Raw genomic sequence first — 24,106 nt, forward strand, 5'->3', positions numbered from 1 at the left:
CGTCGACAAGCGCACGCTTCTCCTCGGTTTGGGGTCGGGTGCCGGCGTCGAGACCACACAAGGTTCGGCGGAAGTGCGTCTCGGGGGGCGGCCGACCAAACCGGCGGTAGGGTTCCCGGCGATGTCAGCGGAACTTCAAGCCCAGCCGATCACGACCAACCGTTGGGTGCTCGGCGCACGGCCGCGCACCCTGCCGGCGGCGGTCGCTCCGGTGTTGGTCGGCACGGCGGTGGGTGTCTGGACGTCGGTCGGGGCCGAGGACCGGTTCAGCTTCATCGCCTGGCGTTTCATCTGCGCCCTGATCGTGGCCGTGGCGGTGCAGGTGGCCACCAACTATGCCAACGACTATTCCGACGGCAAGAGGGGAATCGACGATCCTGGTAAGCGGGTGGGCCCTCCCCGCCTGGTGGGCGATGGGCTGGCCACGCCGGATGAGGTCAAGCGGGCGATGCTCGTCGCCTTCGGGGTGACGCTGCTCGCCGGCGCCCCGCTGGTGATCCTTGTCGACTGGCGTCTTGGATTGGTCGGGGTGGCCTCGGTGGCCGCCGGGTGGTTCTACACCGGCGGTGCCAACCCGTACGGCTACGCCGGGTTGGGCGAGGTGTTCGTGTTCGTGTTCTTCGGCCTGGTCGCCACCGTGTTCTCCGCCTACGTGCAATCGGGGCAGATCACGCTGCTTGCGTTCGGCGCCGGTGCGGCGATGGGGTTGCTGGCCACGGCGCTGCTGGTGATCAACAACCTGCGGGACATCCCCGGCGATACCGCCTCGGGCAAGCGCACCCTGGCCGTTCGGCTGGGCCCCCCGAAGACCCGCATCCTCTATGCGGTGTGCCTGCTGGGCCCGTTCGTGTTGTTGACGTTCATCGCCGGGAGCTCGGGTCGCCTGGTGGGGGCGGCGGCCTTTGCCGCGCTGCCGCTGGCCAACGTTGCGCTGACCCACGTGTTCCGCGGCGCCGAAGGTCCGGCGTTGATCAAGGTGCTGGGACGCACCGGCCAGGTGCAGCTGGTCTATGGGGTGTTGTTGGCGGTGGGCCTGGCCATCGGGCCGGTGTAGGGCTCGGCGCCCCAACGATCAGCCGTCGAGTACGGCGGCGGCGATCAGGCGCTCGAGGTGGCGCTCGTCCCACCAGCTGATCTGCAAGGACTTGGCCCGCCGGAAATACAGCTGAATGTCGGCTTCGAGCGTGAAGCCGATCCCGCCGAAGATCTGCTGGCCGATGGCGGTGGTGTCGCGGTAGGTCTTGCAGGCGAACATCTTGGCCATCGGCGCCAACTTGGTGATGTCGCGCCCGGTGTCGAGCGACCATGCGGCCTCGTAGGTGAGCATCTCGGCGCCGTCGACGGCGGTGCGGCAGTTGGCCATGTCGTGGCTCAACGCCTGGAACTCGGCGAGCGCCTTGCCGAACTGCTTGCGCTCCTTGGAGTAGTCGGCGGTGATCTTCAGAGCCTGGTCGGCCCCGCCGACCGCCTGGGCCGCCAGCAGGATCATCGCCTCGGTCAGGGTCTGGTTCCAGTTGCCCCAGCCGGTAGCGACTTCGCCGAGGCGCACGGCCGGCGTGTTGGCGAGGTCCACCTGGTACTGGGTGTCGGACGCGATGCTCATCTGCTGGGTGAGGGTCATGCCCTCGGCGCCGGCATCGACGACGAACAGGTCGACCCGGTCGTCGGTGTCCTTGGCGGCGACGATGAGGTGCTGGGCGGCGGAGGCGAACAGCACGTGTCGCTTGGTGCCCGAGAGCGTGAACCCGTCGTCGGTGGCCACCGCCTCGGTGGTGATGCCGGCGTCGGTGAACCCGCCGCCCGGCTCCTGCACGGCGACGGTCCACACGTCCGCTCCGGACGCCAACGTCGGCAGCCAGGCCGCCTGCTGGTCCTCGCTGCCGGCCCGGGCGATCAGCCCGCCGGCGAGCACCGAGCTGACCAGGTGGGGCGACGGAATCAGGGTGCGGCCGAGCTCCTTGTAGACGACGACTGCGTCCACCATCGACATGCCGGAGCCGCCGTGCCCCTCGGGAAGCAGCAGGCCGATCAGCCCCAGCTCGCCCAGCTGGGCCCACAGCTCGGGGGAGTAGCCGGTGGGGTCGTCCTCGAGCTCGCGGACGGTGGTGAGGGGGCTGAAGCGCTCGGCGACGCCGGCGACCATGTCGGCCAGCATGTCCTGTTCTGCGCTGAGGTCAAGATCCAATGGCATGGTTCGGTGCTCCTGGGTAATCGAACGAAAAGAGGGGATTGGGGGGCGTGCGGGTGAAGGGTGGCCGCTGTGGTCAGCGGCCGAGTGCCGGCTGCCAGGCATCGCCCTTGGCGGGCCCACGGGTTGTCGTCGGCGTCGGTGGGGAGGGCGATGCGGGCCGAGCACGTCGACCCAACCCGCTTTCCGACCATCAGCGCCACGTCGACGCTCGCCCAGCCGCAGCCGGCGTCGTCGGTGGTCGTCTCGGTGACCGTGCCGGAAAACGTCATCGTGTCGTCGGGAAACACCGACGTGCGCATGCGGAACGTCATCGAGCCGAGGCGGGCGTGGGGGCCGGCCCAGTCGGTGAGGTAGCGCTCGAACCAGGCGGCCTGGTTGGGGGTATTGAGAAAGATGTTGGCCACGCCGTTGCGCTCGGTGGCGAACTTGAAGTCGTGGTGCATCGGCCGCCAGTCGCGGCTGGCGATGGCCCCGAGCACCACGGTGGTGGCGGTGACCTCGACTGCCAGCTCGGGCAGGGCGTCCCCGATGGCCACGTCGCCGTGAAGCAGTCGCGGTGTGGGCAGCACGGTTGAGGACCGGCTGGTGGAGGCCTCGGTGGTGTTGCCGCTCATGAGTCGCCCCCGTCGGTCTTGGCCTCATCGCGCTGGTACCCGAAGCCGGTGTAGCTCTCGATGCCCACCAGGTCGCCGTTCTGGTTGTGGTATTCCAGGTCGATCACCCAGAAGCGGCCGGCGCCCAGCTTGGTCGTCTTCGGTCCGCTGACCGACTTGAGCACCTGGGCGTGGCTGATCACGTCGCCGGGGCGCACCGGGTCGTAGAAGGTGAGCGTGTTGTCGGTCATGACGGCCTCGGGCAGGCCGAAGACCGCCTTGAGGTCGAAGTGCACCTGCAGCGCCAGCTGTTCGCCTTCGGCACCCGGCTCCCAGTAGTGGGGGCGGATCCACAGCGACAGCGTGGTCGGAGGGGCGATCGGACCGCCGGTGAGGGCTGCGGCCACGTCGTCGTCCCAGTACAGCGGGTTGCCGTTGGCCGTGGCCGCAGCGGTGTTGTAGCCGTAGGCGCGTTCCACAGGGAAGTTGGCGGTCACCGGGTACTGACGCTCGCCGATCAGCGCCTCGATCTCGGGCGGAACAGCGGTGGACTGGGCGGTGTCGCTCATGCGGCGGCTCCTTCGGCGATGGCGGCCTCGATGTCGGCGGTGCTCCAGCCGGCGGCGGCGAGCAGCTCGGTCGTGTCGGTCACCGAGGCGTCGGGCAGCGACTCGGGTGCGCTGCGGCGCACGGTCCCCGCCCAGATCCGATCGAGCTGCCTCAGCTCGCCGTCCTCACTTTGGGTGGCTGCGGGGTGAACCGCTCGGCCGACCAGGCCGCGGGCCTCGACGTGGGGATCGTCGGTCATCTCGGGGATGGTCATCACCGGTGCGACGCAGCAGTCGGCGTCGCCGAGCTGTCCGGCCCAGTCGCCGCGGCTGCGGGTGGCGAACGCATCGGTCAGGGCGGCCCGCAGGTCGGCCTGCACCTCGTCGTCGTACTGGCCGGACCCGAAGCGCTCGGCGTCGAGCCCGAGCTCGCGCAGCAGGTTGGCGTAGAACTTGGGCTCGATGGCGCCGACGCTGATCCAGCCGCCGTCCGCGCACCGGTAGATGCCGTACCAGGCGTAGCGACCGGTGAGCACGTTGTGGCCGGGACCGGGCTCGGCGCCGGTGACCAGGTATTCGTCGACGTACAGCGACATCATGGCGACGACGCCGTCGGCGATCGAAACGTCGAGGTAGCGGCCCTCGCCGCTCGTGCCCCGGCCGATCAACGACGCCATGATGGCCATCGCCGCCTGCATGCCGCCGGCGGCGATGTCGGCCACGGTGGCGCCGGGCAGCGCTGGGCCGCCGTCCTCACGACGGCCGGAGCAGTCGAGAAACCCGCCGACGGCCAGGTAGTTCAGATCGTGACCGGCGCGCTGGGAGGCGGGTCCGTCCTGGCCGTACCCCGACGTCGAGCAGTACACGAGGCCCGGGTTCAGCTTCGACAGCTCGTCCCAACCGATGCCGAGGCGGTCGGCCACGCCGGGCCGAAAGCTTTCGATCACCACGTCGGACGCGGCAGCCAGCGCCTGCGCAGCCGCTCGGCCACGGTCGGACTTCAGGTCCAGCTGCACCCGCCGCGTGCCTCGCCCGCCGGAGTAGGCAAACGCCGGGGGTGTGATCGTGACCGTGCCCGAGCGGGGCACGGCGCCAACCTTGGTCACCTGCGCCCCGTAGTCGGCCAGGATCGCCGACGCCCGCGCTGCGGGGCCGACGGTGCCAAAGTCGAGCACGGTGATGCCTGCAAGCAGGTCGGTGGTCATCGTGATCGCGCCGGTTGTAGGGGGCTGGTGCCGTGGCTCATGAGGCGGTGCTGCCTAGAAGTTGCGGGGCAGGCCGAGGCCGCGACGGGAGATGATGTTGCGCTGCACCTCGGAGGAGCCGCCGCCGATCGTGTCGATCACCGTGTAGCGGTAGGTGGACTCTGCCCGGCCCGCCATCGGGGCCTCCTCGGTCTTCACCCGCAGCTGGGTGCCGGGTGCGCCCAGGTCCATCGACGCATCGGCGAGCGCCTTGGAGTACTCGGTGGTGAACAGCTTGTACTCCGAGGCCTGCACGGTGGGGGGCTGGTACTCGGTGGCACCGGACCGGTGGGCCGTCTCCACCTTGACCGCCGCAGCGACGAACTTGAGCCCGAGGGCCCGGGCGACGGCGGCCTCGGTGTGCAGGTGGGCCATCTTGGCCCGAACCACCTCGTCCTCGACCAGCGGCTCCCCGTCGCGGGTGGCCTCCTGGACGTACTCGGTGAGCACGTCGAGGCGCTGCTTGATCGGCGCATAGGTGAACATGGTGAAGCGCTCAAGGTCGAGCGCCTGGGAGATGTACTGGAATCCCTTGTTGAGCTCGCCGACCACGTAATCGCCGGGCACGAACACGTCGTCGAAGAACACCTCATTGGTGCGCTCGTCGCCCATCGTCCAGATGCCGGTGATCGTGATGTTCTCGTGGTTCATCGGCACGAGGAACAGGGTGATGCCGTTCCACTTGGGAGCTTCCGTGTCGGTGCGGGCGCCCACCCAGTACCAGTCGGCGAAGTGAGCCGAGGTGGTCCAGGTCTTCTGCCCGTTCAGCATCCAGCCGTCGACGCCGTCCACCGTGGTGGGCTCGGCCTTCAGCTTCATGGCGGCGGCATCGGAGCCGGCCTCGGGCTCGGAGTAGCCGACGGCAAACTCCACCTCGGCGTTGAGGATCTGGGGCAGAAACTCGGCCTTCAACTTGTCGGAGCCGTGGGCGATCAGCGTCTTGCCGATGATGCCGATGCCCTTGCCGATCTGAGGGCCACCGCGACCGGCGAGCTGCTCGTTGAGCAGGTACTCGTAGACGCCGTCACCCTCGGTGCCGCCGTACTCGGTCGGCCAGGTGATGCCGAGCCAGTTCTGCTCGGCCAGCTTGCCCATGAACGCCCGCCGATCGGGCGTGTCGACGATCTGCGCCATGTTCTCGCGGGTGACGTCGAACACCTCTGGATCGTCATTGGCGTCGAGAAACGCCTCGACGTCCTTTGCGAAGGTCTGTTGCTCGGCGGAGAACTCGAAATCCATAACGCTCCCAAATCTGACGGACCGTCAGATTCTACGGAGGCGCCGTGCGGGACGCACGTTGCCACGCTGGATTGGTGAGCGATACCTCAGGTGACGACCCCGTCGGAGCGCAGGTCGGCCAGGGCCTCGGCGGTCAGTCCCAGCAGGTCGACCAGCACCGACCCGGTCTGTTCGCCCACCCAGGGCACCCGCCGCTCGCTCGATTCGGGTACGCGCGACAGCTTCACCGGGTTGCCGGGGATCAACACCGGCTGCTCCACCCCGTCGGGGCGTTCCATGGCGACGAGCATGTTGCGGGCGGCCACGTGGGGGTCGGCCAGCACCTCGGTTGGGGTGAGGGCCGATCCGGCCACCACCCCGGCATCGGCGAGCGCCACGGCGGCCTGCTCGCGGGTCAGGTCGGCCGCCCACGCCTCCAGTGCCGGGCGGATGACCCGGTCGAGGTGTTCGCCCCAGCCGGTGCGCTCGGCGAAGCGGGGATCGTCGAGCCATTCGGGGTGACCGATCAGCTGGGCCAGCTTCACAAACTGGTGCTCGCGCACCAGCTGAATCACCAGCGAGCCGTCGCAGGTGCGGAAGGAGCTGAGCACGTAGGGGGCCGGGTCGGGTTCGCTCGGCTGGCCCATCGATGCGAAGTTGGTGACCACGTCGGTCATCGCCAACACCGAGTCCAACATGGCGACGTCCACGTGTTGGCCCTCCCCGGTCACCTCCCGCTGGCGCAGGGCGGCCAGCACGCCGATCACGGCGAACAGGCCGGCAGAGATGTCGCCGAGCGCCCCGACCGGGTTGACGTGCAGCGGCTCGTCGCCGTGGCGTTTGAACTCGTAGACGCCCGACATGCCCTCGACGATCGAGGCGTAGGCCGGGCGCGTTCGATACGGGCTGGCCGGATCGCTGCCGAACCCGGAGACCGATACCAGCACCGCCCGAGGGTTGGCCTCGGCCAGGGTTTTCGGCCCCAGCCCCAGCCGGTCGAGGGTGCCGGGCTTGAAGTTCTCGGCGATCACATCGGCATGGGCGGCCAACTCGATCACCAGTTGACGCCCGGCCTCGGACTTGAGATCGATGCCGACCGAGTCCTTGCCCAGGTTGGAGCGCAGAAACGTCGCCCCCACCGTTCGGCCCTCGGGGTCGGTCATCGCCGGGGATGATTGGCGGCCCGATTCGCCGTCGGTCGGGTGCTCCACCTTGATGATGCGGGCGCCGAGGCGTCCCATCAACTGGGTGGCGAACGGCAGTGCCGCCATCTGTTCCAGAGCCAGCACCACCAGCCCCTCCAGCGGTCGGCCGGCGAAGGGCGAACGGCCGTCGGCGGCGTGGCGAGGTGGGATCGACTGGACGGTGCGGTCGCTGGTCATGTCACCGAGTCTGCCCGCTGGAGAGGACGCCGATCAGGCGTCGAGCCAGCCGGTCACCGCCTGGGCGGTGCGCTCCGGCGCCTCCAGGTGGACCGCATGGCCCGCGTTGGGGATCGCGCGGAACTCGCCATGGGGGAGGGCGGCGGCCAGGCGACGGCCGATGGCGGTGAACTTCTGGTCGCGACCACCGGCCAGTACCAGCACCGGCACGTCGATCTCCCCGAGCCGAGGCCACAGATCATCCTGGGCTCCGGTTCCGGCCAGGCGCAACGATCCGGCAAGCCCGTCCGCAGTGTTCGTGCGCCGCTCGTCGACGAACTGCGCCGCCTCGGGGAGTCCGTCCCACATCGGCATGGCCAGCCACCGCTCGATGAACACGTCGACTCCGTCCTGCTCGATGCGCTCGGCCAGCGCCTCGTCGGTGCCCCGCCGCTCGGCCCGCTCGGCCGAGGTGGCAAGCCCGGCGGTGGCACCGATGAGCACCGCCCGGCGCACCATGTTCGGGTGAGCGAGCACGAGGTGCAACAGCATCCGGCCGCCGAGGGAGTAGCCGAGCCAGTCGCTCGCCCGTGCCGCTTCGGCGGTCGTCGTCGCCCCGGGGGCCGCCGTTGCCGCCGTTCGCGCGGCGGCCTGGGCGGCCAGCCGGTCGGCGGTCGCCCAACCGTCCGCCGCCGGCCCGCCACCGCCGTGTCCGGGCAGATCCCAGCGCTCTACCGGCCGGCCGTCATCCAGCTGACCGGCGAACGGTCCCCAGCACTGCCGGTTCTGGGTGAAACCGTGGAGCAGGACCAGCGGCGTCGGGGACGGATCGGTCATCGCCCCCGATCCTCCCATAGTGATGCCGGGCTGAAAGGCACAGCGCCGGGTAGTTGCAAGGGTGGTTCAGCACGGAGCTTTGGCGACGCGGGGGATCACCAGCTGCCGAGGATCGGGGCGTACTCTCGACGTGTGGATCGAACGCCGGACGTGGCCCCAGCCGAGGACCCTGCCGTGGCGGTGACCTTTGCCGCCACGTTGATCGACCAGTGGTGCCGCCGGGGCGTTCGCCACGTGATCGTCAGCCCGGGCTCCCGCAGCACACCGCTGGTGATCGGGCTGCAATGGGTGCTCGACCACCAGGGTGCTGCTGCCGGCGATCGGCTACGGGCCCACGTGGTGCTCGACGAGCGCAGCGCGGCTTTTCAGGCGGTCGGCGTGGCCCGGGCCACCGGTGCTCCCGCTGTGCTGGTGTGCACCTCAGGTACCGCTGCGGTCGAATACCACCCGGCGGTGGTCGAGGCGCACCTGGCCGCCCTGCCGGTGTTGATCTGTACGGCCGATCGTCCGCCCGAGTTGCTGAACACCGGCGCCCCGCAGACCATCGACCAGCGGGAGCTGTACGGTCCTTCCGTGCGGGCCTATCTGGAGCCCGGCCCACCGGAGACCTCCGGCCGAGGACGTTGGCGGGCGCTGGCCGACGAGGCCTTCGACGCGGCGACCGGCGCCCGGCCCGGGCCGGTGCAGCTCAACCTTGGGTTCCGCGAGCCCCTGGTGGGGGCGGTGGGTGCGTTGCCCGCCGCCGACTCTGCCGCCAGCCCAGTCGCCGCCCACTCCACCGCTGCCGTCGCCGACTCCGCCGCCGCCTCCCCCCGCTCCGTCGTGGCCGATGATCAGCCTCAGCCTCAGCCTCAGCCTCAGCCTCAGCGCCCGAGAACCGATGACGTCGACGCTCTGATCGCCCGGTGCAGCGGACGCCGCGTCGTGGTGATCGCCGGCGAGCGGGCGACGCGCCCCTCGGCCCCGACCCGCAGCGATCACGCCGGGTGCACCGTTGGATACGGGCAGGCGCCGGCCGGGCTGGGCGCATCGTCCACGGCACCTGATGGCCAGCCCGATCGTGTGGCACGCATCATCCTGGATGCGGCGGAGTCGTTGGGGTGGCCGGTGCTGGCCGACCCGCTGTCCGGTCTGCGGCTCGATCAGCCCACGGTTGTGCCCAACTTCGATCCGATGCTGCGCTCGGCGGCGGTGGCCGCAGCGCTGCTCCCCGAAGTGGTGGTCCGCCTCGGTGGGCTGGTCTCGTCCAAGGTGACCGGCCAGTGGCTCTCGGCGGTGCCCGACCAGATCGCCATCGACCCGGCGGGCTGGTTTCCCGACCCGGACCGGGTGGTCACCCACCAGGTGCAGGCCGGCCCTGCCGCGGTGTTCGAGGCCCTGATGGCCGCCCATGGTGCCGACCGGCTGACCGGCGCCCCGGCCGGGTGGGCGGAGCGCTGGCGCCGGGTGAGCAAACGGGTTGAGGTCGCTGTTGAGGACGGCAGACCCAGGGTCGTCGAGGCGGCTGCAGTCGCGGCGGCGCTCGACGGCATGCCCGACGGCGGTCACCTGGTCGTGTCCTCGTCGATGCCGGTGCGCGACCTGGAGTGGTTCGGACCGAGGGTGCCGGCCGGGGTGACGGTGCACTCCAACCGGGGGGCCAACGGCATCGACGGTGTGGTCGCCACCGCCGTCGGGGTCGCCCGAACCGGGGTGCCCACCGCCGCCGTTGTCGGTGACCTGGCCATCCTCCACGACGTCGGATCGCTCGTCTCGGCTTCGGCGATCGACAACCTGGCCGTCATCGTCGTCGACAACGACGGTGGGGGGATCTTCTCGTTCCTACCCCAACAGCGCATGTTGCCGGAGGGCGACTTCGAGCGCTGGTGGGGAACGCCCAGTGGGCTCGATCTCGGCGCGATCGGCACGGGCTTCGGCCTTGATGTGGTCGAGGTACAGCCGTCGGTGCTGGCCAACGTCCTGCGGCGACGGTTGACCGCCCACCGCGTGACCGGTGGCGCCGCTGGGGTTCCGGCGAGCCCAACGTCGGGAGAGTCGACGGCACCGTCGACATCCAGCGGTGGTGGCGAGGAAGCGACTCGGATCAGCCGCACCGCCATGTTTCGGGTGGAGTCCGACCGTTCGAACAACCTGGCCGAACACCAGCGCCTGCTCGACCATCTGGTCGAAGCAGCCGAAACGGCACTCGAAGGCTGACGATCGGGGCGAACTCTGCCGCTATCGCGCGCTGGAGGACGCGATAGCGGCAGAGTTCGCCGCTTGGACCGTTGTGACGAAGGGCTCGCACGCTTCTACGATGGCCCCAGCTCACACAGGCCGCTCTTGACGTCAGAGCGGACGGAGGAATCACGTGGCCCCATCTCAGCTCGATCCCCATCCGGACCCGCACCACGACGAGGGGACGGTCACGGTCTCCGACGGTCGCAGGCTGGGCTGGGCGGCCTATGGGGATCCCGATGGTGACCCGGTTCTGTGGTTCCACGGCACCCCGGGTGGGCGCTATCAGGTACCGGTCGGCGTCAACCCCACCGGTCGCTCGACCGGGCTGCGGGTGATCACCCTGGAGCGCCCGGGCACGGGTAACTCGACCAACTACGCCTACCGGTCGCTCAAGCAGTTCGCTCGTGACGTCAACGCGGCCGCCGATCAGCTCGGCCTCGACAAGTTCGCCGTCGCCGGCCTGTCGGGCGGAGGGCCCTACACGCTGGCGGTCGCCCACGAGCTGCCCGATCGGGTGGTGACCTCGGCCGTGTTGGGCGGGCTGGCCCCCAGCATCGGGCGCGGGGCGGTGTTCAGCTACACCCAGATCACCACCGCGGGCCAAGCGCTGCTCAGCCCGATGCGTCGGGCATTTGGGTCGATGATGCGCTTCGGGCTGGACGGGGTGGCCGCCCAAGCCCCGGCGGTGTATTCGGCGTACGCCAAGATCAACGGCCGAGCCGACCTCGAGGTGATGATGCGCCCCGATGTGATGGCGATGTTCATCCACGACATCACCCAGGCGGGGCCGCTGCGGGCCCCGTTTCACGATCTGACCCTGTTCGGCAGGCCGTGGGGCTTCGACCCGGGCAACATCGCCGGCCAGGTTCTGATCTGGCACGGCGATGCCGACCACATCGTGCCGCTGATCCACGGCCGGCGGCTGGCCAAATCGGTCCCCAATTCCCGGCTCATGTTGATGCCCGGCAAGGGCCACTTCGGCGGCTTCTCCGAGGTCGGCGACGTGCTGACGACCATCCGGGGCGTGTGGGACGGGAGTGACCGGGTGACCGGCCACCAGCGCCGCGACAGCGAGGGCAACATCACCAACCGGCGCCCGGTCGGCGAGGAGGCCGTCCAATGAGCGAAGCGTTCACCTGCCCGCGCTGCGCCAACGAGGTGAGCGAGGAGTTCTACGGACCGTGTGGCGAGTGTCGGGCCAGCCTGCGCGCCGCCCATCTGGGAGAGAAGCGCGACGTCGAGGTGGTCGACTACGAGCCGAAGATGAACGTCACGCCCAACGCGGTGGCCTCCAAGGAATAGCACCGTCGTTTTCGGGGAAACCGTTCTCGTGGCGCCCGATAGGGTCCCACTTCGACGACGATCCCGGGGGTTCTCATGAGCGACGACACAGGTGGGCAGGGCGACACGGCAGCCTCAAACGGCAGTGAGTCGGCGAACGGTCGGGCACCTGCGGGCGGCAGCGATCACACCGACCATATGGAGCCTTTGGGCGACATGGAGACGGCGGAGGCTGCGGAGCCGGCCGTTGCGTTCGGCGAGACCCGTGGGGGCGTGCCGATCGGAGGCTGGTTGCTCAAGGCCGATCCGGGCGAGCTCGGCGACCTGGATGAGGCCGGGCTGGTGTGGGCCTGGCCGCTGAACCCGACCTACCGGGTGGAGCTGATGGAGCCGGGCCAGCCGGTGTTTCTGTGGCTGAACGAGGTGGACGGCGACCGAACCCCGGGCCTGATCGGCGCCGGCGTGGTGGCGACGTGGACCGCCGAGGACGATCTGATCGCCCTGGGTGCCGACGGTCTGGCCAGCGACGAAGCGCCCCAGGTGGCCTGCGGCCTGTGGGTCGAGCGGCTGAGCGTGCCGATCGCAGCGGAGTACTTCGCCGCCGAGGAGGCTTTGGCCGGCGCCGAGATACTGGCGTCGCCGCAGATGGGTAACCCGCTGGTGCTCACCCCCGACGAGGTCAACGCCATCTGGGACCGGTTTGATCTGGCCACCGATGCCCCGACCGAGCAGGGTGTGCAGGCCGCCGAGCTCTACATCAACGAACAGACCCAGGAGATGCTGGTGGCGGTGTTGCTCCCCGACCGCCAGCTGGCGATGAAGTACGACCAGCTCGACGACTTGTACTACGTCATCTCGCTGGGCGAGGGTCACGAGGAGGTGGCCGGGCACGGAGAGTTTGATGACCCCATCGCGGCGGTGGCGGCGCTGGTGGCCGAGTGCGAGCCCGGCGCCCGGGAGGCTGCGGTGCCCGAGCGGCGCCCGGACCTGCGCTTGAACATCGACGATCACGAGGTCGTGGCGCTGTTTCCGTGGAGCGAGGACGGTGTGCGGGTGATCAAGGTGGGCGACGAGGCCTTCGAGGTCGGCGGCGAGGGCTGGGACGACGAGGCGGTCACGACGTTTCCCACCTTTGGCGAGGCGGTGCTCGCTTTTGCCGAGGCGGCCTTCGTCGAGACCGACGACGACCTGGAGCAGGAGTAGGCCTCCGGCTGACCTTCGATCAGGGTCGGATCAGGTAGGGCAGCACGGCGGCAAACTTGGCCCGGGTCTCCTCCAGCTCCGCCTGCGGATCGCTGTCGGCGACGATGCCGACCCCGGCCAGGAGGCGGGCGCTGCGGCCGTCGAGCAGGGCGGAGCGAATGGCGACGGCAAACTCGCCGTTGCCGTCGGCATCCACCCAGCCCACCGCCCCGCCGACCCGGTCGCGATCAAGGCCCTCCAGCTCGTCGATCAGCGCCAAGGCCGGTTCGAGGGGCCAACCGCCCACCGCAGGGGTCGGGTGAAGTGCTGCGACCAGGTCGAGCACCGACGGCACCGGGTGGCTGAGCCGACCCTCGACCAGGGTGGCCAGGTGCAGCACGGCCCCGGCCTCCACCACCTGGGGTTCGGGTTGGGCGTCGAGGTAGGAGCACCAGCCGAGGAGGGCGTCGTGGGCCCGCAGGATCGTCACCTCGTGCTCGTGGCGCAGCTTGTCGGAGCGCAGCAACTCGCCGGCGTGGCCCATGTCGACCTTCGGGTCGCCCGAGCGGGGCAGGGTGCCGGCCATCGGTTGGGCGCGCACGGTGTCGTCGATGCGGCTGACCAGCAGCTCGGGGCTGGCTCCGACGAAGCCGTCGATGCAGAACACGTACCCGGCGGGGGCGGTGGGCAGCAGCCGCCGGTAGAGGGCCCCCGGGTCGAGCGTTGCGGTCGAACTCAGCGCCAGCTCGCGGAACAACACCGCCTTCTCCAGGTGGCCCTCGGCCATGCGGGTGGTCATCTCGATCACCTTGGCCATCCAGTCGGCGTCCGACGTGGTGGCCTGGAGCCGAAGCTCGACGGGCTCGTCGCCACCGGTCGCTCCCGATGACGGAACCGTTTCCCCCGGTTCGGATGCGAGCGGTGACGGTGCGGCCTGGCTGCGGTCGGCGTCGATCGTGGTCATCCACGAGGAACGGGCGGCGTCACGCCCCCGGAGCACCCGAGGGATCAGCGCGGTGGCCGGGCGGCGCCGGTCGAAGGGGAACGCACAGAAGGCCACCGGGCCGGAGGCGGGATCGCGGTCGGGACCCCTCCGTTCGATCGCGGCCAGCGCCTGGCTGACCGAGGCCACGTCGTCGGCCCAACCGCTGCGCTCGCCCAACTCGATGCGCGCTGCGGTCCCCTGGGCCACGAGGGTGCGGTTGGGGGAACGAAACGCCAGCGGGTCCTCGCCGAGGTGCCCCAGCGGATCGTCGCCGGTGCCCGAACGGACCGTCGTGGCGGTCAGCCCCGGCCGCAGCGCCGACGGGCCCACCTCAGCTCCGTCGCAGCGTGGCCGTGAACAGCTGGGCGAGGCCACCGGTCAGCTGGCGATGATGGGACCGGTCGAAGCCGGCACCGCCGATCAGGCGAAGGGTCTCGGTCGGTGGCGGCAGATAGTCGACCGAGCGGGGCAGGTAGGCGTAGGCGCGCGCATCGGAGAACCGGGCGCCGATCTTGGGCACCACCTTGCCGAAGTACAGGTCGAACCCGGCTTTGAGCACCGGGTTGGCGGGCTGGCCGACCTCGAGCAGCCCGATGCGTCCGCCGGGGCGCAGCACCCGCGCCAGCTCGGCGAAAAACCGCGGCAGCGACTCGAAGTTGCGCAGCGCAAAGCCGCACGTCACCCCGTCGAGCGAGCCGTCGGGAAAGGGCAACGACAGCGCATCGCCCTGCAGGCGGGGGAAGGGTCGCGGTGCGGCGGCGAGCATGCCCATCGACAGGTCGACGCCGATCGCCGACATGCCGTGATCCTGAAGCTCGTAGACCAGGTCACCGGTGCCGGCTGCCAGGTCGGCGATGATCGACGTGGGGGCCAGGCCCAGGGCGTCGACGGTCGTGCGGCGCCAGCGGACGTCGAGTCGCCCGGTCATGATGCGGTTCACTTTGTCGTAGTTGGGGGCGATCGTGTCGAACATCGCCCGGACCGCTTCCACCTTGGCGTCGCCGGTGGGCAACGGTTGGTCGGGCCGGGGGATCAGCTCCGCACGGTTGGACGGTGAGCCGGGGGTGGGTGAGGGGGACACCGTGGCGAGGCTACGACGCGTCGCGGTGATGGGCGAACCCCCGCTGTCGGGTGCCTGGTTCAGCCCTCGGTGGCTTGCGCTCAGTCGTCGGTGGCTTGCGCTCAGTCGTCGGTGGCTTGCGCTTTGGCCCAGCGGTAGTCGGCCTTGCCGGCGGGGGAGCGGACGATCTCGTCGCGCCGCACGATCGCCTTGGGCAGTTTGTAGCGGGCGACGTGCTTGGCCGCCTCGGCGAGCAGCTCATCCTCGGTCACTGCGTCGGTCTCATCGATGCGGACGACGGCGACCACCTCGGATCCCCAACGTTCCGAGGGGCGGCCGCACACGACGACGTCGATGACCGCCGGGTGGGCGGCGATCGCCTGCTCGACCTCCTCCGCGAAGATCTTCTCGCCGCCGGAGTTGATCGTCACCGAGTCCCGCCCGTACAGCTCAAGGGTGCCGTCGGCCAGGATGCGGCAGCGGTCGCCCGGCACGGCGAAGCGCTCGCCGTCGATCTCGGGGAACGTGTCGGCGGTCTTGGCCTCATCGCCGAGGTAGCCGAGGGGCACGCGGTTGCGCTGGCCCAGCCAGCCCATCTCGTCATCGCCGGGTTGCAGCACCCGCGTCATCGACTCATCGAGCACGACCATGCCGACGTGGGGGGTGAAGCGCCCGGCGGAGACATCACCGCCGGCGCTCGACACCTGACCGGCCTGGGTGCCGGTCTCCGACGAGCCCAGCCCGTCGATCAACATGATGTTGGGCAGCCGCTCCAGCAGCCGTTGCTTGACCGGCGTGGACAGGATGGCGCCGCCGGAGGTCAACACGAACAGGGAGGTCAGCTCGGCGTCGGTCGCGTCGATGGCGTCGAGCAGCGGGCGGGCGAAGGAGTCGCCGACCAACAGCAACACGTTGGCCTCCTCCCGGGCGATCAGGTCGACGACCGATGGGGCATCGAAGCGGTCGACGACGTCGGGAACGATCACCGTGCCGCCGTTGGAGAAGCTGGTGAAGGCTGCCCAGTGCGCGGCCCCGTGCATGAAGGGCGGGGCGGGGACGGTCTTGACCGGGTTGGCGGTGGTGGCGGCGGCGACGAGGGCCTCGATCGACTCCCACTCGTCCGGGCTGCCGAAGGGCCGGCCGCCGAGCGACGCAGCGTGGATGTCGGCCTGGCGCCACATGACGCCCTTGGGCATGCCGGTGGTGCCCCCGGTGTAGAGCAGGTACAGGTCGTCGGGCGACCATGATGCCCGAAGGTCCGGGTCGAGGTCTGGCGAGGCGGAGGCGAGCGCCTCCTCGTACCAACGTGCGCCATCCAACAGTTCGTTGCCCGAATCATCGGCAACCTGAAGGAGCAATTTTGCCTTCGGCAGTTGGGGCAGCACCTCGGCGAGGGTGGGGGCAAAGGCCGAGTGGTAGATGATCGCGGAGGCGCCGCTGTCGGTGAGCAGGTACACCAGTTCCTCGGCCACGTACCGGTAGTTGACGTTGAACGGTGCCGTGCGGGCCATGTAACCGCCGAGCATGCCCTCCAGGTATTCGTTGCCGTTGTGCAGGTACAGGCCGACGGTGTCCTGCCCGATCTGGTGGTTGGCCAGCTCGGTGCGGGGGGTGTGTGCGCCGAGCCCGGCGTCCGCAAGGACATTGGCCAGCCGATGGCAGCGCTCCCGCACCTGGTCGTAGGTGAGGCGACGATCGCGAAACACGATGGCCTCGCGGTCTCCAATGGCGTCCGCCAGTGACTCAAAGACCTCGGCGACGTTGCTCTGGAGGTGGCCAGTCGACATGCATGCTCCCCTGGTGTGGCGAATGAACGGGGCAGCCTAATGGGGGTGCTGGGCGGCCGGTCAGTCCCGGCAGATCGTGTCGTCGTCGGGCAGCGTGAGGTCGGTCAGGTAGGCGGCGCTGATCTCGTCGACGCACGGGTTGCCGTAGCTGGTGTGCCCGGTTCCCTCGTGGGTGAGGAGCACGGCGTTGTCCAGTCCTTCGGCCATGGCTTCCGCCTGGCTGAAGGGGGTGGCGGCATCGCCGGTGTTGCCGATGACCAGGATCGGGTTGGATCCACCGGCCGAGGGAAACGGGCGCGGTTCGACCGGGGCGACGGGCCAGTTGGCGCACGGCAGCAGCTCGTTACCGATGCTGCCGCCCAGGCGCGGGGAGATGCCCTCGAGGCGTTCGACGAAGGCGGCCCACTCGGCATCGCCCATCGGGTGCGCCTGATCGATGCACTCGATCGCCAGGTACGGGGTGTAGTCGGTGCTGTAGTACTGCGCAGCCAACGACAGAAGCGCCGTCGGGTCGCCGTCGTCGGCCTGCTGGAGGGCGTCGGCGAACGCCGGGCCGCCATCGGGTGAGTAGGTGGCCGAGATGGCGGCGGTCGCCAGCTCGGCCGGTCCCAGCGTGTCGCTGCCCGACCCGATCGGCGACCGCTCCACCCGGTCGGCCAGTCGGTCGTACAGCTCGGCGACTCCGCCGTCGGGACAGGCGTCGCCGCAAGCTTCGAACATGGCGTCGAGTGCCCGGTCGAAGCCGCGGGCCTGGGCGGTCAGGTAGGTCTCGAGGTCGGCGCCGGGGTCGACCACCCCGTCGAGGACGATCGCCCGCACCCGGTCGGGAAACTGGTCGGCGTAGAACGCGCCCAGTGCGGTCCCGTAGCTGAAGCCGTAGAAGCTCATGCGCTCGTCGCCCAGCGCTCGGCGGATGGCCTCCATGTCCTTGACGGTGTCGTCGGTGGAGATGTGGGCCAGCCGGTCGCTTGCGGCGCGCTCGCAGTCCTGGGCGATCTCCGTCGCAGCGTCGACGAGTTCGTCGGCCTCCTTGGCGTCATCCGGGGAGGGGTCGAGCGCCCGAAAGTCGTCGACCGGTGCGTCGCAGTCGACCGCCTCGCTGCCGTTGGTGCCACGCGGGTCCCAGCCGACGATGTCGAAATGGTCCCGTAACCCGTCGAAGGGGTCGGCGAGGAAGACGTAGTCGAGCAACTCGATCCCGGACCCGCCCGGTCCGCCCGGGTTGACGAGTACCGACCCACGCGGGTCGCCTTCCGCCGGGCGTCGGGCGATCGCCAGCTCAAGTTTGGCGCCGTCGAGGTCGTCCCAGTCGAGGGGAACTTGCACAGCGGCGCACTCGAGGACGCCGCAGTCCTCCCAGTCGGGCGGCTCGGGGGTGAACCCGCCCAGCGGGTCGTCCTCCGGGGTCGGATAGGCGGTCGGGGGCGGAGCGGTCGGCCTGGTTGGCGCGCCGGTGTCGAGGCCGGGCGAGCACGCCCCCGCCAGAGACGCAATCGTTGTCGCCAGGGCGATCAGCGCCAGCCTCACGCTGCGACGCACCGTCGTCGCGCGCCAAGGCGTCGTCACCGGCTGCGCCCTGGGCAACGCTGTGCCAACCGGCTGGAGGGCATTACTCGTAGTAGCGGAAGATGATCTCGGCGACGCAGCTGGGCTTGGGCGCGTCCTCGACCTCGAAGGTGAAGGTCATCGTCACCTGGGCGCCGTTGTTGGGCAGGTCCTCGACCGAGTCGAGCTTCGCTCCGAGCCGCAGGTTGGAGCCGACGGGCACGGGGGAGGGGAATCGCACCTTGCCGGCGCCGTAGTTGACGCCCATCTTGATGCCCGAGACGGACATGATGCTCGGCATGAGCACCGGTCCGAGCGACAGCGTCAGGTAGCCGTGGGCGATCGCCCCGCCGAAGGGGCTCTCCTTGGCCGCCCGCTCGGGATCGACGTGGATCCACTGGTGGTCGCCGGTGGCGTCGGCAAACGTGTTGACGCGCTCCTGGGTGATCTCCAGATAGTCGGAGTAGCCCAAGTGCTGCCCGACGAGTTCCTTGAGTCCTGCGATGCCGTGTACTTCGGTAGCCATGGCCGAGAGTCTGCCACGCGGTGGCGACCGGGCTGGAAGCCGACGGGCGAGCCCTCAGTGAAACCAGGTCTTGACGTAGCTCTTCGATTGGGTGTGCAACAGCAGCCCGATCAGGGCGACCTCGAAGAGTAGGGACAGCGGCTGGTTGAAGCCGAGGATGAAGCCGAGCTCGAGGACACCCACTTGGAACGACAGGTAGGCGCGCAGGATGAACGGCGAGAACGCCGCGACGACGGCGACGGGATAGCCCCGCTTCTCCTCGTTGGCCAGGCCTAAGCCGCCGAGCACGTAGGCCGCCACCGAGGCTGCGAGCAGGATCAGGGTGATCCCCCCGAGGCCCCTTCTGCCGCCCAGAATGTTGATGAGCAGAAAGAAGGCGTCGAGGTAGAGCAGAATGTTGGCGATCTGAAGCGTCTGGGGGAGTGACGAATTGAACCAGCGGCGTCCTGACATGGGCGACAGTGTTGCAGTTGCTGCCCGGTCCGACCTGGTCGGGGTGGCGCTGGCCGCCGGGGCGGGCCGGCGGCTGTGGCCGTTGACGCTGGAGCGCCCGAAGGTGCTGTGCCCGGTCGGTGGCCGCCCCCTGCTCGGGTGGGCGCTCGACTCGCTGGTCGGCGTGGTCGATGAGGTCGTCGTCAACGTGCATCACCATTCGGCCGTGATGCTGGCGTGGCTGGAGTGGGCGTGCGGCGGTCGAGCGGGTGGAGGCGGGCCGCCGGCCGACTTCTGGCGTTCCTTTGCGTCGCGTCCGCCCGAGTTGCCCACCGGTCCGGAGGTGACGCGAATCGGCACCTTGCCGGTCCGGGGGCCCGCTGCGCTCGGCCCGGAAGCCGACCTGTGGGCCTCGATCGAAGGCCCGGAGGCGCTGGGCACGGCAGGTGCCCTCGGCTCGCTGGCGGGTTTTCTCGATGGACGCGGTGTGCTGGCGGTCAACGCCGACACCCTCACCGACGCCAACCTGGCCCAGGTTGTCGCCGCCTGGGACGGCGAGCGCCCCCTGGTTGCCTACGGCGGCCCGGGCGCATTTCGCCCCGGTGTGGACGTGGTGGCCTCGATCACCCCGTGGGAGTCGATCGTCGGGCTGCCCGCCACGCCCTCCGGGCTGTTCGGCCACCTCTGGCGCCATGCTGAGACGTCCGGTGCCCTTCACAGCCTGTCGGTCGATACCCGGGTGTTCGATTGCGGCACCCCGCAGCGCTACCTGGCGGCCAACCTTGCCGTGGCGGGCGGGCTCACCTCCATGGAGGGCCAACCGATCGCCGCGCCGTCGCCGGTAGGGCTCACCCGTAGCGTGTTGTGGAGCGGGGCCGAGGTGATCGAGGGCGAGGTGCTCGATGGGGCGATCCGCACGACCGCCGGCCGAACCGTGCTGGCGCGCCCCGTCCCGACGGTGGCCGGGCACGCTGAATAGACCTGCCTAGACCAGCGTCGGACGGCCGCTCAGCGACGGCGGGGAGCTCAGCGTCGGTGGGGCGCAGCGATGGCGACCGCGGATTCATCCCGGGTGCGCGAGGCCAGCTGGCCGCAGGCGGCGTCGATGTCGTCGCCCCGGGTGTCGCGCACGGTGACGGTGATGCCCGCCCGGGCCAGGCGCTCGCGCGCGAAACGAACCCCGGCCGGGGGCGTGCCCTTGGTCGGCCAGCCCGGGGTTGGGTTGAGCGGGATGAAATTGACGTGGGCTCGGGCCTGGTCGGCCAGCTCGATCAGCGCATCGAGCTGCTCGGGCGTGTCGTTGACGCCGTCGATCAGCGCCCATTCGAAGCTCACGCGGCGCCCGGTCTGCTCACGCCAGTCGATGGCGGCATCGACGAGCGATTCGAGGTTGTGGCGGCGGTTGATCGGCACCAGCTCGTCGCGCAGCGCATCGGTGGCGGCGTGGACCGAGATCGCCAGGCCGACCGGCAGTTCCTCGGCGGCCAACCGCCGGATGGCGGGCACCATGCCGACCGTCGACACGGTCAGGTGGCGCGCCGACAGCCCGACGTCGTCGCGCAGCCGCCGGAGCGTCGCGACGGTCGGGCCGTAGTTGGCCAGCGGTTCCCCCATCCCCATGAAGACGACGTTGGAGACGCGCCGAGGTGAAACGTGCCGGGCCACCATCACCTGCTCGACGATCTCGCCGACGCTGAGGTGGCGGGTGAAGCCATCCTGGCCGGTGGCGCAGAACCCACAGGCCATGGCGCAGCCCGCCTGGCTGGAGACGCACACCGTCGCCCGGTCGTCGTAGACCATCAGGACGGTTTCGATCGTGGCTCCGTCATGCAGCGCCCACAACCACTTCACTGTGTCGCCCCCGTCTCCGGTGCTGCGGCGCACCTCGGTGAGGGCGGGCGGCAGTTCCTCGGCGAAGCGTTGGCGCAGCGCCTTGGGCAGGTTGGTCCAGTTCTCCGGCGGTCCTCCCTGCGCGTAGAGCCCGTCCCAGAGCTGATCGACCCGGTACGACGGCGCGTTCCCGCGCCGCTCCGATCCCGCAGCGAGCCAGTCGGCGATGCCGTCTCGGTCGAGGTCGTAGGGGCCGACGGCGCTGCTTCGGGGGCTCATCGGGTTTCGGGCGCTCATCGGTCGTCGACCGGTGCGTAGGCGACGTTGGTGTGGTGGATGGCGTAGCCCATCGCCTCGTACAGGCCGAGCGCCGCCTCGTTGTCGGCCTCGGTCCACAGCATGGCCACCTCGGCGCCGCGCACCCGATGCTGGTGATCCATGCCCACCTCGACGAGGGCCCGCCCCAGGCCCCGCCCCCTGGCATGGGCAGCGGTGGCGATCACATACACCTCACCCAACGACGGGTCGTCGCCGTCGGCAGGGTGAAACTTGGTCCAGCAGAAGCCATCGAGGCCACCGGTGACACCAGACTCGGGGTTATCCCCGGCAGCGGTGCCGTCGGCCTGGCCGGCATCGACGACAAAAAACCCCTCGAGGTCGACCCAGGGCGCCGCCAGCTCGATCGCCAGGCCGGCGCGGTTCTGATAACCCTGGTCGGGATGCCAGGCGAACGCCTCGTTGTTGAGCGCCAGCCAGGCATCGATGTCGCGATCGGCGTCGAAGGTCCTGAGGCCCGTGACCTGGGGCGGTGGGTCAAGAGGGAGTGGGCGGCGCAGCTGCACCAGCGAGCGGACCCGCTCCCAACCGGCGGCCGCTGCGACGTCGTCGGCGGCGTGGTCGGGCGCCTCGATCCACCATTGTGGTCGTTCGGTGCCGGGGTCGTCGGCTGCGCGGCGCAGGTCGGCCACAAGCCAGTCCCGTTGCGCCGCATCATCGAAATCGATCGCCTCGTAGGTCAGCCGGGCACCGGCGTCGTCGTTCTCGCAGTGGCGGATCGGGGAACTCACCACTCCAGGTTAGGCGGGGAATGTGGAACGCGCCGCCCGCCGGCGTCCGATGCCGTACGTGACATTCCTGTAAATGTGACGCAAGACACAACTATGGTCAACCTCACGTTTGGTGGTCAAAATGTTGGCGAACCTAGAAAGACCGCGATAAATCGACCTAGGGAGGCGCTGGTAGTTCGCCATCTGCTCACTTTTGGTCACTCTCCGTGCGGGCTCGACGCCGGAGTGAAATGGACATCAAATCGTAACGTCACTAGCTTCCGGGCTTGGCCAGGCTCCGCCGCCTGGCCACATGGCGTCATCGGGATCCCGCCACCCGTTGCGCTCACTGGAGCCCCCTCGGGGGCTCCAGTCTCTTTTTGGCACAGGGTTTGGCAGACACTGCGCAGGTACCTGCTCGCGCGGCGGCAGGCGGCCGCCCCCGACGTCCTAGCATCGCCGCCATGCGTGCAGTCGTGCTGAGAACCCATGGTGGCCCCGAAGTGCTGGCGATCGAGGAGGTGCCGGACCCATCGCCCGGGCCGACCGAGGTGATCGTCGATGTCGCCGCCACCGCCCTCAACCGGGCCGACCTGTTGCAGCGGCGCGGCCTGTACCCCGGCCCGCCGATGGCGGTCGAGATCCCGGGCATGGAGTACGCCGGCACGATCGCTGCGGTGGGCGAGCGGGTCGAGCGCTGGTCGGTCGGGGACGCCGTGATGGGAATCGTCGGCGGTGGCGCCTACGCCGAGCAGATCGCGGTCGACGAACGTCAGGTGATGGCGGTGCCCGAGGCGGTCGGCCTGCCCGACGCGGCGGCGATTCCCGAGGCCTTTCTCACCGCCTTCGACGCCTTGATTGTCCAGGGCGGGCTCACCTCCGGTCGCTGGGCGTTCATCCACGCCGGCGCCTCGGGCGTGGGCACCGCCGCCATCCAGATCGCCAAAGCGATCGGCGCTCGGGTGATCGCCACCGCCTCGGAGCACAAGCTGGCCGCCTGTCACGACCTGGGGGCCGACGTGGTCGTCGACTACCGCAACGACGATCCGGTCGCTCGGGCCAAGGAGGCCACCGGCGCCGGCGGCGTGCACACCGTGCTCGACGTCGTCGGTGCCGACACGCTGGCCGCCAACCTCAAGGTGGCCGGCACCGGCGCCCGGATCGTTCAGGTGGGCACGATGGCGGGCGGCAGCGGTGAGATCAACCTCGGGGCGCTCATGATGAAGCGCGTCGCCCTGATCGGCACGGTGCTGCGCTCCCGTCCCGCCGAGGAGAAGGCTGCGCTCGCCCAGCGGGTGGCCCTCGAGCTGCTGCCCCTGTTCGACAGCGGGGAGCTCCGCCCGGTGATCGACACGACGTTTGCGATGGACGACATCGCAGTTGCGCACGAGCACATGGAGGCCAACGCCAACGTGGGCAAGGTGCTGATCACGGTCGGGGCCGGCCGGTGAGCACCCCGCACATCGCCGCCCCCGACGGGGCGTTCGCCCCGTCGGTTCTGCTCCCGGGGGATCCGCTGCGGGCCCGCTGGGTTGCCAACGAGCTGTTGAGCGGCGCCGTCGAGGTCACCTCGATCCGAGGGATCCTCGGTTACACCGGCACCTGGGAGGGCTCCGAGGTGTCGGTGATGGGCACCGGCATGGGCGTGCCGTCGATATCGATCTATGCCACCGAGCTCGTCCGCCACTACGAGGTCGAGAACCTCGTGCGGATCGGCTCGTGTGGCGCCCTGAGCGATGACGTCGCCCTGCGGGATGTGATCGTCGTCTCGGGCGCCTCGACCGACTCCGGCGTCAACCGCCGCCTGGTGGCGGGGTACGACTTTGCCGCCACGCCCGACTTCCGCCTCACCTGCGCCGTGGTCGAGGCCGCCGAGGCGGCGGTTGCCGCTGCCGACCCGGCGGGCGGACGGGGCAGTGACGGCCCGGGCCCAAGCGTGCGGGTGGGACGCGTGTTCACCTCCGACACCTTCTACGGGCAGCCACCCGAGGAGATGCAGCGCTTGGGGGCGACCGGCCATCTGGCGGTCGAGATGGAAGCGGCCGGGCTCTTCGGCGTCGCCGCCACCGAAGGGGTGGCGGCGGCAGCGATCATGACGGTGTCGGACCACCTGGGCGACGACACCCACCTCAGCCCGGAGGAACGTCAGGTGGGGTTCTCCACCATGGCGGTGGCCGCCCTCGACGCGATCGCCGGGGCGGCCCTCCGGTAGGGAGCCGT

22 protein-coding genes and 1 pseudogene are annotated in these 24,106 nt (G+C 70.0%); 8 read left to right on the top strand and 15 right to left on the bottom strand.

Translation table 11 applies throughout. From position 1 onward, the window contains the following. The first annotated feature begins 121 nt into the window (after positions 1-121). Positions 122-1,054, top strand: coding sequence for a 1,4-dihydroxy-2-naphthoate polyprenyltransferase (locus tag IPN02_15340; protein MBK9298177.1), 933 nt, complete (start codon positions 122-124; stop codon positions 1,052-1,054). A gap of 18 nt (positions 1,055-1,072) precedes the next feature. On the opposite strand, the gene IPN02_15345 is transcribed toward IPN02_15340, so the two are convergent. The 7 genes and pseudogenes from IPN02_15345 to IPN02_15375 form a co-directional block, all read right to left on the bottom strand. After that, positions 1,073-2,191 (bottom strand): acyl-CoA dehydrogenase family protein, encoded by a 1,119-nt coding sequence (locus IPN02_15345; GenBank protein ID MBK9298178.1) that lies wholly within the window; start codon positions 2,189-2,191, stop codon positions 1,073-1,075. Positions 2,192-2,295: 104 nt separating this feature from the next. Then, positions 2,296-2,805: pseudogene (locus IPN02_15350) on the bottom strand (hypothetical protein). Further along, positions 2,802-3,353: a MaoC family dehydratase N-terminal domain-containing protein gene (locus tag IPN02_15355; GenBank protein MBK9298179.1), complete on the bottom strand. Its 552-nt coding sequence runs from the start codon at positions 3,351-3,353 to the stop codon at positions 2,802-2,804. Before IPN02_15355 ends, IPN02_15350 begins: the two are co-directional and overlap by 4 nt. Then, entirely contained in the window at positions 3,350-4,537 is a 1,188-nt protein-coding gene (locus IPN02_15360) for a CoA transferase (protein MBK9298180.1), read from the bottom strand. Before IPN02_15360 ends, IPN02_15355 begins: the two co-directional genes overlap by 4 nt. 54 nt (positions 4,538-4,591) lie before the next feature. Then, positions 4,592-5,815: an acyl-CoA dehydrogenase family protein gene (locus IPN02_15365; GenBank protein ID MBK9298181.1), complete on the bottom strand. Its 1,224-nt coding sequence runs from the start codon at positions 5,813-5,815 to the stop codon at positions 4,592-4,594. 86 nt (positions 5,816-5,901) lie between these two features. After that, positions 5,902-7,176: a CoA transferase gene (locus IPN02_15370; protein MBK9298182.1), complete on the bottom strand. Its 1,275-nt coding sequence runs from the start codon at positions 7,174-7,176 to the stop codon at positions 5,902-5,904. A 33-nt stretch (positions 7,177-7,209) separates the two neighbouring features. Beyond that, positions 7,210-7,992: an alpha/beta fold hydrolase gene (locus IPN02_15375; protein MBK9298183.1), complete on the bottom strand. Its 783-nt coding sequence runs from the start codon at positions 7,990-7,992 to the stop codon at positions 7,210-7,212. 132 nt (positions 7,993-8,124) lie between these two features. On the opposite strand from IPN02_15375, the gene menD reads away from it, so the two are divergent. From menD to IPN02_15395, 4 genes are all read left to right on the top strand, one after another. Continuing rightward, positions 8,125-10,188 (top strand): 2-succinyl-5-enolpyruvyl-6-hydroxy-3-cyclohexene-1-carboxylic-acid synthase, encoded by a 2,064-nt coding sequence (gene menD, locus IPN02_15380; GenBank protein ID MBK9298184.1) that lies wholly within the window; start codon positions 8,125-8,127, stop codon positions 10,186-10,188. A gap of 154 nt (positions 10,189-10,342) precedes the next feature. Continuing rightward, the gene (locus tag IPN02_15385; protein ID MBK9298185.1) at positions 10,343-11,335 is read left to right on the top strand and encodes an alpha/beta hydrolase; all 993 of its coding nucleotides are present in this window, start codon (positions 10,343-10,345) and stop codon (positions 11,333-11,335) included. Continuing rightward, the gene (locus IPN02_15390) at positions 11,332-11,514 is read left to right on the top strand and encodes a hypothetical protein (protein MBK9298186.1); all 183 of its coding nucleotides are present in this window, start codon (positions 11,332-11,334) and stop codon (positions 11,512-11,514) included. Before IPN02_15385 ends, IPN02_15390 begins: the two co-directional genes overlap by 4 nt. A 75-nt stretch (positions 11,515-11,589) precedes the next feature. Continuing rightward, a complete protein-coding gene (locus tag IPN02_15395) occupies positions 11,590-12,696 on the top strand; it encodes a hypothetical protein (protein ID MBK9298187.1) in 1,107 nt (368 codons plus the stop codon). A 19-nt stretch (positions 12,697-12,715) separates the two neighbouring features. Here the strand turns inward: IPN02_15395 and IPN02_15400 are convergent, their stop codons facing one another. The 6 genes from IPN02_15400 to IPN02_15425 form a co-directional block, all read right to left on the bottom strand. After that, the gene (locus tag IPN02_15400) at positions 12,716-13,990 is read right to left on the bottom strand and encodes an isochorismate synthase (GenBank protein ID MBK9298188.1); all 1,275 of its coding nucleotides are present in this window, start codon (positions 13,988-13,990) and stop codon (positions 12,716-12,718) included. A gap of 1 nt (position 13,991) precedes the next feature. Continuing rightward, positions 13,992-14,741 carry a ubiquinone/menaquinone biosynthesis methyltransferase gene (locus IPN02_15405; protein ID MBK9298189.1) on the bottom strand — a complete coding sequence of 250 codons (750 nt, stop codon included), beginning with the start codon at positions 14,739-14,741 and terminating at the stop codon, positions 13,992-13,994. A gap of 101 nt (positions 14,742-14,842) precedes the next feature. Then, a complete protein-coding gene (locus IPN02_15410; GenBank protein ID MBK9298190.1) occupies positions 14,843-16,507 on the bottom strand; it encodes an acyl-CoA synthetase in 1,665 nt (554 codons plus the stop codon). Positions 16,508-16,567: 60 nt separating this feature from the next. Next, the gene (locus tag IPN02_15415) at positions 16,568-18,073 is read right to left on the bottom strand and encodes an alpha/beta fold hydrolase (protein ID MBK9298191.1); all 1,506 of its coding nucleotides are present in this window, start codon (positions 18,071-18,073) and stop codon (positions 16,568-16,570) included. A gap of 43 nt (positions 18,074-18,116) precedes the next feature. Then, positions 18,117-18,578, bottom strand: coding sequence for a MaoC family dehydratase (locus IPN02_15420; GenBank protein MBK9298192.1), 462 nt, complete (start codon positions 18,576-18,578; stop codon positions 18,117-18,119). Positions 18,579-18,632: 54 nt separating this feature from the next. Further along, positions 18,633-19,031 carry a hypothetical protein gene (locus IPN02_15425; protein ID MBK9298193.1) on the bottom strand — a complete coding sequence of 133 codons (399 nt, stop codon included), beginning with the start codon at positions 19,029-19,031 and terminating at the stop codon, positions 18,633-18,635. Here IPN02_15425 and IPN02_15430 point away from each other — a divergent pair. Beyond that, the gene (locus IPN02_15430; protein ID MBK9298194.1) at positions 19,030-19,989 is read left to right on the top strand and encodes an NTP transferase domain-containing protein; all 960 of its coding nucleotides are present in this window, start codon (positions 19,030-19,032) and stop codon (positions 19,987-19,989) included. The genes IPN02_15425 and IPN02_15430 overlap by 2 nt on opposite strands. A gap of 47 nt (positions 19,990-20,036) precedes the next feature. Here IPN02_15430 and rlmN read toward each other — a convergent pair whose 3' ends face one another. After that, on the bottom strand, positions 20,037-21,119 hold the full coding sequence (rlmN, locus tag IPN02_15435) for a 23S rRNA (adenine(2503)-C(2))-methyltransferase RlmN (GenBank protein MBK9298195.1): 1,083 nt from the start codon (positions 21,117-21,119) through the stop codon (positions 20,037-20,039). A 14-nt stretch (positions 21,120-21,133) separates the two neighbouring features. Then, positions 21,134-21,907, bottom strand: coding sequence for a GNAT family N-acetyltransferase (locus IPN02_15440; protein ID MBK9298196.1), 774 nt, complete (start codon positions 21,905-21,907; stop codon positions 21,134-21,136). A 443-nt stretch (positions 21,908-22,350) separates the two neighbouring features. Here IPN02_15440 and IPN02_15445 point away from each other — a divergent pair, with 443 nt between their 5' ends. Together IPN02_15445 and deoD are read left to right on the top strand one after the other, a co-directional pair. Then, the gene (locus IPN02_15445) at positions 22,351-23,337 is read left to right on the top strand and encodes an NAD(P)H-quinone oxidoreductase (protein ID MBK9298197.1); all 987 of its coding nucleotides are present in this window, start codon (positions 22,351-22,353) and stop codon (positions 23,335-23,337) included. Further along, the gene (gene deoD, locus IPN02_15450; protein ID MBK9298198.1) at positions 23,334-24,098 is read left to right on the top strand and encodes a purine-nucleoside phosphorylase; all 765 of its coding nucleotides are present in this window, start codon (positions 23,334-23,336) and stop codon (positions 24,096-24,098) included. The genes IPN02_15445 and deoD overlap by 4 nt, the downstream gene beginning before the upstream one ends. Positions 24,099-24,106 lie beyond the last annotated feature (8 nt).

Origin of the sequence: Candidatus Microthrix subdominans, assembly GCA_016719385.1 — a bacterium.
GTDB classification, from domain to species: Bacteria; Actinomycetota; Acidimicrobiia; order Acidimicrobiales; family Microtrichaceae; genus Microthrix; species Microthrix subdominans.

Excerpts from the sequence above, each read along its gene's own strand:
- IPN02_15345 (MBK9298178.1), bottom strand. The coding sequence starts at position 2,191 with ATGCCATTGGATCTTGACCTCAGCGCAGAACAGGACATGCTGGCCGAC.
- IPN02_15420 (MBK9298192.1), bottom strand. The coding sequence starts at position 18,578 with ATGGCTACCGAAGTACACGGCATCGCAGGACTCAAGGAACTCGTCGGG.
- IPN02_15365 (MBK9298181.1), bottom strand. The coding sequence starts at position 5,815 with ATGGATTTCGAGTTCTCCGCCGAGCAACAGACCTTCGCAAAGGACGTC.
- IPN02_15375 (MBK9298183.1), bottom strand. The coding sequence starts at position 7,992 with ATGACCGATCCGTCCCCGACGCCGCTGGTCCTGCTCCACGGTTTCACC.
- IPN02_15370 (MBK9298182.1), bottom strand. The coding sequence starts at position 7,176 with ATGACCAGCGACCGCACCGTCCAGTCGATCCCACCTCGCCACGCCGCC.
- IPN02_15355 (MBK9298179.1), bottom strand. The coding sequence starts at position 3,353 with ATGAGCGACACCGCCCAGTCCACCGCTGTTCCGCCCGAGATCGAGGCG.
- IPN02_15425 (MBK9298193.1), bottom strand. The coding sequence starts at position 19,031 with ATGTCAGGACGCCGCTGGTTCAATTCGTCACTCCCCCAGACGCTTCAG.
- rlmN (MBK9298195.1), bottom strand. The coding sequence starts at position 21,119 with ATGAGCCCCCGAAGCAGCGCCGTCGGCCCCTACGACCTCGACCGAGAC.
- IPN02_15430 (MBK9298194.1), top strand. The coding sequence starts at position 19,030 with ATGGGCGACAGTGTTGCAGTTGCTGCCCGGTCCGACCTGGTCGGGGTG.
- IPN02_15410 (MBK9298190.1), bottom strand. The coding sequence starts at position 16,507 with ATGTCGACTGGCCACCTCCAGAGCAACGTCGCCGAGGTCTTTGAGTCA.
- IPN02_15360 (MBK9298180.1), bottom strand. The coding sequence starts at position 4,537 with ATGACCACCGACCTGCTTGCAGGCATCACCGTGCTCGACTTTGGCACC.
- IPN02_15445 (MBK9298197.1), top strand. The coding sequence starts at position 22,351 with ATGCGTGCAGTCGTGCTGAGAACCCATGGTGGCCCCGAAGTGCTGGCG.
- IPN02_15390 (MBK9298186.1), top strand. The coding sequence starts at position 11,332 with ATGAGCGAAGCGTTCACCTGCCCGCGCTGCGCCAACGAGGTGAGCGAG.
- IPN02_15395 (MBK9298187.1), top strand. The coding sequence starts at position 11,590 with ATGAGCGACGACACAGGTGGGCAGGGCGACACGGCAGCCTCAAACGGC.
- IPN02_15340 (MBK9298177.1), top strand. The coding sequence starts at position 122 with ATGTCAGCGGAACTTCAAGCCCAGCCGATCACGACCAACCGTTGGGTG.